Below are 8,229 nucleotides of genomic sequence, written 5' to 3' on the forward strand. Positions count from 1 at the left end.
ATCTCATGGCACAACTTTCCATCCTGGAACTGGGGCGGGTGCGCGAGGGCTTCACGCGGGGCGACGCGCTGAACGACGCGCGGCGACTGGCACAGCACGCCGAAGCGCTGGGATACACGCGCTTCTGGGTGGCCGAGCATCACAACATGGCGGGGGTGACGACGGCGGCCACCTCGCTGGTAATCTCGCACATCGCGGCCGCCACCCGGACGATCCGCGTCGGCGCCGGCGGCATCATGCTCCCGAACCATTCGCCTTATGTGATCGCCGAACAGTTCGGCACGCTCGAAGCGCTCTATCCCGGACGCATAGACCTCGGCCTCGGCCGCGCGCCGGGCACCGACCAGACCACGCTGCGTGCGCTGCGGCGCGATCCGTCCGCCTCCGAACATTTCCAGCAGGACGTGCTGGAGCTGCAGGCCTGGCTTGGACCTGTGCGCGAGGGCCAGCGGATTGAAGCGGTCCCCGGATCAAACTCGAATGTGCCGTTATGGATCCTCGGCTCAAGCCTCTATGGCGCGCAGATGGCGGCGGCCTACGGCTTTCCGTTCGGCTTTGCCTCGCACTTCGCGCCGCAGATGCTGGATCAGGCGCTGGCGATCTATCGCGGCAGCTTCCGCCCATCCAGGCAGCAGCCGAAGCCGCATGCGCTGATCGGCGTAAACATCATCGCCGCCGAGACGGGCGAGGAGGCGAAGTATCTGGCGACCTCTCAGCAGATGTCGTTTGCCAACCTTGTGCGCGGCGAACGCAAGCTGACCCAGCCGCCGATCGACGACATCGACACCTACTGGACGCCGGCCGAACGCGCCCAGGCCTCGGCGATGCTGAACTTCAGCATCATCGGCGATGCGACCACCGTGCGCAAAGGCATCGACGCGCTGCTGGAACGCACGCAGGCTGACGAACTGATGGTCGTGTCCGACATGTATGACCAGGAAAAACGCCGCCGTTCGTTCGCCATCATCGCGGACATTATGGCAAAACGGAAAACAGGCGCCCGGGCGCACGCCTGATCGCCTGTTTACACGCCGTGCAGGCGCGGCGAGCTCAGAACCGGACGGTCAGGGTTGCCTGCGCCGTGCGCGGGTTCAGCGGCCGATACGACGCGTTGCCGGTGCCGGTAGCCGTGACAGTGAAGGCCAGCGTGTCCTCATCGAAGATGTTGTCTATGTTGAACCGCAGGCTGACATTTTCCGGCAGACCGAAATTGTTCGCACCGCCAAGGTCGACATAGCCGCTCAGAGGAAATAGCTTTCCATCACGTTGCCGGGCCGTAAGGCACCTTCGGCAAAGTCAGCATAACGCTCAGCGGTGTATCTGGCCGACATGTTCGCGGCCAGGCCCTCAGTTGGCGCCCACGTGACACCGCCCGTGACTAACCATTCGGGGCTGGCGGCGAGCAGGCTGGCGGCCGGGTTCACGCCGAAGCCGTCATCCGGTTCGGCGTGAGTGCAGGTGAGGTTTTCGTCCGCGTAGAGCTGGTTGTCGAAGATTGCCGGCTGCCAGGCACCCGAAAGCTCGAAGCCACAGGCTTTGGTGGCGCCGGCGTCCACGAAGAAAGCTTCAGGCTGCAAGGTCGCCGGGTCGATCATGTTGCCCGCGTCCCACCGGCTTTCGGGCTGGGTGCAGAAGAGGGCGAGCGCGCCGTTGAGGGCCGGGCGGTTCGTCCGGAGAAGCGTCTCGAAATTATCCTATTTTTCTGCGGCCGGCGGCGGCGGCGTGAAGCTTTCCGCGGCCGGGAAGATGTCATCGGCCCCGCGCGCCAGCGCATAGCTCTTCGACCAGGACGCGAAGGCCTGATCGGCGGCGTTCACCGTATACACGGCGCCGATCATCACCAGTAGATCGCTCTCATAATCCGCTTCAACAAGCTGCGGTCCGTACACGGTATAGTCTGCAAAATCCCTGAAAACCGTCCAGCGAATAGTCGATGTCGCGCATCTTCAGCCCGAATTCGAGCGCCAGCTTGTCGCCGAGCAGCCTGATCGTGTCCTTGAGGTCTTATTGCCTGGTCTGACGGGCCGAAGAACAGGTGCGGCGGAAGCACACGATTTCGGGTCAGATCACATCGCCGCCGGCGGCGGCGCCGGTCTTCTTCAGGCGCAGCTGCGCGTGGTTACAGTCTTCATCCTTATACCCCGCGCCGGCCTCCGGCTCAGGGTTGGCAGGCGAAACCCGTTCCGGCGCGCCCGGAGCCTTGCGGAGGTGCTGGCGACTGGACAAGAAGCGCGCAACCGATTTTAACCAATGCGCTGACGTGCAGCTTGGGTGAATGATGGCGTGGTGGTTCAGGTTTCTCATCGGCATGCTCCTGATGGGCGCGCCGGGCATTCCGGCGCCCGCCGGCGCGGAGAAGATCCCGCCGGCCGCGCTCGCGCCGTTCGCCTCGCCGCAGGTAATTGCCGATGTGCACCTTCTGCGGCTGGACCAGAACCTGCAGCGCGCCATGAAGACCGGCGACTTCGTCGGCCTTGCGGTTGGGGTCGTGCGCAACGGCGACGTGACGTTCCTGCGCACATATGGGCAAACCGCAACCGGCAACGGGGAGCCTGTCACGCAGGACACCCTGTTCCGGATCGCGTCGCTGTCAAAGGGCTTTGCGTCCAGCCTGGTCGGCCTTGCGGTGTCGGAACGCAAGCTTTCGCTGGACATGCGCGCCGGCGCATTTGCGCCGGACCTTGCCTTGTATGGCGGGGGCGAGAAGTCTCTGACGCTGGCGAACGTTCTCAGTCACCGGACAGGCTTGCCGCCGAACGCCTATGACAACCTGCTCGAAGCAGGCATTTCGCCGGGCGCAATCCTGGCGAAGTTTCGCAAGGTGAAACCGATCTGTCCTGTGTCGGATTGCTACGCCTACCAGAACATCACCTATGATCTTGCAGGGCGGGCGCTTACGGACACTTACGCAACGCCGTTCACGGACCTTGTGGCAACACGCCTGTTCGCGCCGCTCGGCATGGCAACGGCGTCCTATGGACTGGACGAACTGACTGCCAGCGACGACTGGGCACGCCCGCATTTGCGCAAGAGCCAGAAAGATCCGTCCCTGCCGGCCCATCCCTGGACCGTCATCGATGTAAAAGCCCCCTATTACGCGACGCCGGCCGCCGGCGGCGTCAACGCGTCGATCCACGACATGGCGCAATGGCTGAAAGCGCAACTCGGCAATGCGCCCGAAGTTCTGGCGCCGGATGTGCTGGAACTGATCCATGCGCCTCAGGTGAGCACGCCGGCCGAGACACGGCGCATGCGCGGCGCGCTGCCGGACCTGCGTTCATCGCACTATGCGCTGGGGTGGCGCGTCTATGACTATGCGGGCGAGACGGTGGTCGCGCATGGCGGGACGGTTGATGGCTACGGCGCGCAGATCATGTTCCTGCCGGACCGCAATGTCGGCATCGTCGTATTGTCCAATACCCGGTCAAAGCGTCTCTGGAGAATTGCGCCAATGTTCCTCGACCTGACCCTCGGCCGGCCGCCAGCTGACTGGCTCGAACTGCAGAATGCGGCTTTGCCGGCGCCGGGCCCATAGGGCCTTGCTGCAAGGCGCCAGGCAGACCTGGGCGGAGGGACACGCGCCCCATCTGCCCGCCGGCGGCTCACAGGTGTGTCTCACTCCGGCGGGCCGGGACGCGCGGGGCCCGCGCAAGTTCCGGGGGATGCACAGGGGCCGGCGAGACCAGGTGTGAGCCTCTCTGCGGCGCGCTGGGCTGCGTCAGCGCAGCTGTGTTTTCGTTCGAGCAGGTTGATCAACGGGATCTGGCACAGGCCGATCCGGCAAAGGACGCCGCGCCCTGCGGCTTCAGGACGCATGTGTCCGCCGCTGATCGCGATGGCGGGCTTTACCCGCAAAGGCCGGGGCAAGCCGGCCCAGCTCTGCGACAGGGGGCATGTCCTCATGGAGAGCCGGCAGGGCCTCGCCGCGCCGGCGCAGTTGACCTGCGCAACGGGCATGGCCGAACGCGAAGGGGCCCTTGAGATGATCCGGAAACGCAAGGTAAAACGCGCCGCCGCGCCCGGCGCTGACAAGGGCTACAATGCCTCGACCTTCAAACGGGACCTGGAACAGGCCGGCTTCAGGGCGCCCATAGCCATGAATTCCGGGACTGGACGCGGCGGCCTGCCCACGCGCCCTCGCCGGGCATGTTATCCGCGCGATCCGCAATCGGCGCACCTGCGTAAGCCTCTCAACTGGTTGCGTAAGGGTAAGAAGCCCCTAGCGCACGCAAAGCGCCTTTGATGAAAGCCTGCCGCATGTCGTTGCCTGCCCTGAAGACCCTGGACCGGACGCCGGACAAGCGTTCAACTGGCGCGGCCCGGAAAGACCTGACCGTCTGGTTTGACGGCGGTTGCCCCCTGTGCACGCGCGAGATCGCCTTGTTTCGGAAGCTGGACCGGCGCGGTGCCATCGACTTCGAGGATATCAGCCAGTCGGAGACCAGCTGCCCGGTTGACCGCGCCGAGCTGCTTGCCCGTTTCCATGCCCGGGAAAAGGGAAAGCCGATCGTGTCCGGCGCAGCGGCCTTTGCGGCAATGTGGCGCGCCATTCCTGTCTTGAGGCCGGCGGGAGAACTTGCCCGGATCCCCGCGCTGCTCTGGCTGCTCGAACGCCTGTATACGGGCTTCCTAAGGATCAGACCTAAGTTGCAGAGGCTGTTTCGATAGGCGGCGCAGGCCCTGCAATTGTCGCCGGCGCGTATGCACGATCCCGCCGGCCGGGGCATGCAGAAAACCTGCCGCAAATTCAAGTAGGTCGGCCGGACCGCAACCTTATGACCCGATCAGCCTGACCCGCCCGCTCACAGAAGACGGGTTGCAGAGGCATTCGGCCCGCCGGATCACTGTCTTCAACGCCGGGTAACTGGTCGATTTGGGACCTCGCAAAGCTTGACGGTCCGGGAAGCATGCCGTTTCTCGCGAACGGATTGGCTTACTACCTACGGGGAGGTCGCAGCGGTGATCTACATCCTTATCGCGGCGGCCCTTTGCCTTCTGGCTGGGTTCATCTGGCTCTACAACCTGCTCGTGCGCCAATGGCAGATGGTCAACAATGGCTGGGCCGATATCGATGTTCAGCTGAAACGCCGCTCTGATCTTGTGCCCCGGCTTGTGGACGTGGTCAGGGCGTATGCGTCCCACGAGCGCAGTCTTTTCGAGGACATCGCGGAGAAGCGCTCACTGGCGGAAATCGCCGGTGAAGATCCGGTCCGGCGCGCCGCGGCAGAAGGCGCGTTCTCCAGGCCCGTCACCCGGTTGCTGGCGCTGGCGCAGGCCTATCCTGATCTCAAGGCAAGCCTGAACTTCTCAGGTCTCCAGAACGAGCTCGTTGATACCGAGAACCAGATCGAGATGGCGCGCCGCTTCTACAACGGCGCCGTGCGCGAGCTGAATACGACCGTTCAGAGTTTCCCGGCGAACCTCGCCGCGCCGATGATCGGCTTTTCACCGCGCGACTATTTCGAGTTCGCCAGCGGCGAGCGGGAGACGCCGCACGTCAGGTTGCCCCCGACATGATCACGCTGCGGACTATTTTGCTGGCGCTGTTTGCCGCATTGTTTGCGATGGCGGCGGGCGCTGAAGAGCGGATTGATCGCTTCGACGTCACGATCGACGTGCAGAAGGACGGCGATATCCTTGTAACGGAGCTGATCACGGTAACGGCAGAAGGCGCTCAGATCCGCCGGGGCATATTCCGCGACCTGCCGCGATACTTCGAAAACAACGGCGCCCGCCTCCCCTACGGCTATGATGCCCTCGATGTGAAGCGGAATGGTACGCCAGAGCCTTACGCAACCGAGACCGGCGCCGGCGCCTACAGGATCCGGATTGGCGACGCCGACGTGTTCCTGGAACCTGGCCCGCACACTTACGAGATCAGCTACCGCGTCAGCAACCAGGTCCGCTATTTTTCAAGCTATGACGAAGTCTACTGGAATGTGACCGGCAATTATTGGGCATTCCCGATCCTGGCGGCGCGGGTGAGCATTGAGCTTCCACCGGGCGCGCGGGTTTCTGCAACCAAGGCCTATACGGGCGCGCCGGGTTTCGCCGGCGCAGATTACACTTACACCGGGACAGGTGGCCGGCACATCTTCGTCACCACGCGCCGGCTGGCAGAGGGAGAAGGACTGACGATCGCGGTCGGGTTCGACAAGGGACTGATCGACCCGCCTTCGCCGCTCGACGAAGGCTGGCTATGGTGGCAGCATAATGGCTCGCTCGTCATCTTGCTGGCGTCATTGGCGGCGCTGTCGTGGTTTCATGTCCGCAGTTTCGACCGCGTTGGCCGCGATCCGCGCAAGGGGCCGGTATTTCCGCTCTATGCGCCGCCGAAGGGATACTCGCCTGGCGCGGTGCATCACATCTACTACCGCGGACTTCGCGGCAACGGGGCGGTGACCGCGACGCTGCTGAACCTTGCCATAAAAGGGCGCATCACGATTGATGCGTCCAGGAAGAATGTCACAGTCCTCGAAAGGACATCCGGGCCCGGCACGGTAACAAGTCTTTCGGCTGAGGACGGCGCGTTCGATCAGCAATTGTTCGCCGCCGCACCGCGCAAGGTTCTCGACAGAAAGTATGACGGGGACCTGACGGCTGCCTACAGGTCGTTTTCGTCCGCGCTCTCACGAAAGTACGGCGCGGCCTATTTCAGGTGGAACGCCGGCTACACGATTGCAGGCCTGCTCGTGACGACAGTCGGTCTCGTGTTTGCGGTCATGCAGGCGTCGGTGTGGACGATATGGCACACGGCGACGGTTCTGACGCTCGCCGCACTGAACATCCTGTTCCTTTATCTGATGCCCGCCCCGACACCGAAGGGCCAGACGGTTCGCACCGAGATCGAGGGCTTCCGGCTCTATTTGGAAACCGCAGAGAAGCTTCAGCTTAATGCGGCCGAGGTAGGCGGCGCGGCGCCGCCGCCGATGTCGAAGGCGAGGTATGAGGCTTTCCTTGCCTACGCGGTCGCACTCGGTGTCGAGAAGCCGTGGACGCAGCACTTCGAAAGGCTTCTGCCGGCAGAAGCAGAAGACTACAATCCCGGATGGGCCGGCTTCTCCAGTGACGGCGCCCGCTCACTCTCGCGGCTCAACGACGCGCTGATCTCGAGCCTGAGTTCCGGCGTATCGAGCGCCCTCCCGCAAAGCTCAGGCTCGTCAGGTTCCGGCGGCGGGGGCTCCTCCGGCGGCGGGGGCGGCGGGGGCGGGGGCGGGGGTTGGTAAGCCCGGTTATCGGCGATCGGCGCGGCCGGACCGGGCGCCGGTATGGCCTGCTGCGGGCTGAGCCGGATTGACCCTGTCCTGCGCCGGCCATGACGGCCAGGTTGATCGCGGTCCATTGGAAAGGCCCGGCAGGGCCGGGCCAATTGCGCGGATGGACGTGCCTCGCGTGTTCACGGCCACCTAAGGAGCATTACGAATGCACCGGTCCTGATCGGTCATGTACCAAGCTCTGATCCGCCAGATCCTGATCAGCCAGCAGTTGAAGGGGGGGCGTGCTCTGAGGCAAGGTAGGTGCAATCATGGACATCAAGATACTGACGAACGCAGAAGGAATGCAGGCCTGCCTTGCGGGCAGCGCATTCGCCGCGAAACGAGACAATGTATCACCAAAGGCGCTGCGCGCCCTTGTCAGCGGTGCGGCGCTCTCGCTTTTTCACCTTGCAGCGTTCGCTCAGAGCGTTGACATCACGCTGCCGCAAGAGACCCTGCGCGCCATATCGGCTGAAATGCCGGATGTGATGGCTCCGCAGGCGCAGGGAAACAAACGCGCAGGAGATGAGGCGGCGCTTGGGATCAGCACACTGACGATCAAGGGGGAGACGCGGATTTCTCCCCTGGCATGGTCGCCTGATGTGATCCCCTGGAGGGGGCAGAAGGTGGAAACGGTGAACGTGGCAGAAGGCGGCCACCTCGTGACCCGGTACTGGTCTGAACTGGAACCGGCGGCGCGGCGAAACCTGCTTTCGAATTCTTACACGACGACGCAGATCATCGAGATCAGGTCCGATGGCTCACTCTCGATCATTCCGGTGACCGGAAGCCTCAAACGCAAGAGCTATACACTTGTATACAACAACTTCCGTTACATGGACGCGCCCTGCTCCGCGTCCGATCCAGGCGCAGGACGTCTCCTGGTCGGCGTTGGGCTCAGGGTGGAAGCGACGATCAAGGCCAAGGAGAACGGTATCGGGATTGGCCTTCCGAAACTGGCGTTGTCGGCTAG

9 protein-coding genes and 1 pseudogene are annotated in these 8,229 nt (G+C 63.8%); 7 read left to right on the forward strand and 3 right to left on the reverse strand.

The features are described 5' to 3' along the window. Nucleotides 1-5: 5 nt before the first annotated feature. The gene (locus WEA77_RS05835; RefSeq protein ID WP_368066932.1) at nucleotides 6-1,016 is read left to right on the forward strand and encodes an LLM class flavin-dependent oxidoreductase; all 1,011 of its coding nucleotides are present in this window, start codon (nucleotides 6-8) and stop codon (nucleotides 1,014-1,016) included. Nucleotides 1,017-1,241: 225 nt separating this feature from the next. Here the strand turns inward: WEA77_RS05835 and WEA77_RS05840 are convergent, their stop codons facing one another. The 3 genes from WEA77_RS05840 to WEA77_RS05850 all read right to left on the reverse strand — a co-directional run bounded on the left by WEA77_RS05840 (nucleotide 1,242) and on the right by WEA77_RS05850 (nucleotide 2,226). Beyond that, entirely contained in the window at nucleotides 1,242-1,595 is a 354-nt protein-coding gene (locus tag WEA77_RS05840; RefSeq protein ID WP_368066933.1) for a hypothetical protein, read from the reverse strand. 99 nt (nucleotides 1,596-1,694) lie between these two features. Next, nucleotides 1,695-1,889: a hypothetical protein gene (locus WEA77_RS05845; RefSeq protein WP_368066934.1), complete on the reverse strand. Its 195-nt coding sequence runs from the start codon at nucleotides 1,887-1,889 to the stop codon at nucleotides 1,695-1,697. A 172-nt stretch (nucleotides 1,890-2,061) separates the two neighbouring features. Further along, complete coding sequence (locus WEA77_RS05850) at nucleotides 2,062-2,226, reverse strand: hypothetical protein (protein WP_368066935.1); 165 nt, start codon at nucleotides 2,224-2,226, stop codon at nucleotides 2,062-2,064. A gap of 52 nt (nucleotides 2,227-2,278) precedes the next feature. Between WEA77_RS05850 and WEA77_RS05855 the strand changes: the two genes are divergently transcribed. From WEA77_RS05855 to WEA77_RS05880, 6 genes and pseudogenes are all read left to right on the forward strand, one after another. Beyond that, nucleotides 2,279-3,535: a serine hydrolase domain-containing protein gene (locus tag WEA77_RS05855; protein ID WP_368066936.1), complete on the forward strand. Its 1,257-nt coding sequence runs from the start codon at nucleotides 2,279-2,281 to the stop codon at nucleotides 3,533-3,535. Nucleotides 3,536-3,843: 308 nt separating this feature from the next. Beyond that, nucleotides 3,844-3,988 (forward strand): annotated as a pseudogene (locus WEA77_RS05860) (IS5/IS1182 family transposase); the annotation flags it as partial. Between the two features lie 269 nt (nucleotides 3,989-4,257). Further along, the gene (locus WEA77_RS05865) at nucleotides 4,258-4,668 is read left to right on the forward strand and encodes a DUF393 domain-containing protein (RefSeq protein ID WP_368066937.1); all 411 of its coding nucleotides are present in this window, start codon (nucleotides 4,258-4,260) and stop codon (nucleotides 4,666-4,668) included. A gap of 294 nt (nucleotides 4,669-4,962) precedes the next feature. Continuing rightward, a complete protein-coding gene (locus tag WEA77_RS05870) occupies nucleotides 4,963-5,517 on the forward strand; it encodes a LemA family protein (RefSeq protein ID WP_368066940.1) in 555 nt (184 codons plus the stop codon). Continuing rightward, entirely contained in the window at nucleotides 5,514-7,226 is a 1,713-nt protein-coding gene (locus WEA77_RS05875) for a DUF2207 domain-containing protein (RefSeq protein WP_368066938.1), read from the forward strand. The genes WEA77_RS05870 and WEA77_RS05875 overlap by 4 nt, the downstream gene beginning before the upstream one ends. Nucleotides 7,227-7,525: 299 nt before the next feature. Next, a partial coding sequence (locus WEA77_RS05880; RefSeq protein WP_368066939.1) for a hypothetical protein occupies nucleotides 7,526-8,229 on the forward strand: 704 nt, incomplete at its 3' end.

Source organism: Hyphomonas sp. (genome assembly GCF_040882205.1).
Classification (GTDB): domain Bacteria; phylum Pseudomonadota; class Alphaproteobacteria; order Caulobacterales; family Hyphomonadaceae; genus Hyphomonas.

What these genes read in the sequence shown, in the direction of transcription:
- WEA77_RS05865 (WP_368066937.1), top strand. Translation starts at nt 4,258, where the DNA reads ATGTCGTTGCCTGCCCTGAAGACCCTGGACCGGACGCCGGACAAGCGT.
- WEA77_RS05855 (WP_368066936.1), top strand. Translation starts at nt 2,279, where the DNA reads ATGGCGTGGTGGTTCAGGTTTCTCATCGGCATGCTCCTGATGGGCGCG.
- WEA77_RS05875 (WP_368066938.1), top strand. Translation starts at nt 5,514, where the DNA reads ATGATCACGCTGCGGACTATTTTGCTGGCGCTGTTTGCCGCATTGTTT.
- WEA77_RS05835 (WP_368066932.1), top strand. Translation starts at nt 6, where the DNA reads ATGGCACAACTTTCCATCCTGGAACTGGGGCGGGTGCGCGAGGGCTTC.
- WEA77_RS05840 (WP_368066933.1), bottom strand. Translation starts at nt 1,595, where the DNA reads ATGATCGACCCGGCGACCTTGCAGCCTGAAGCTTTCTTCGTGGACGCC.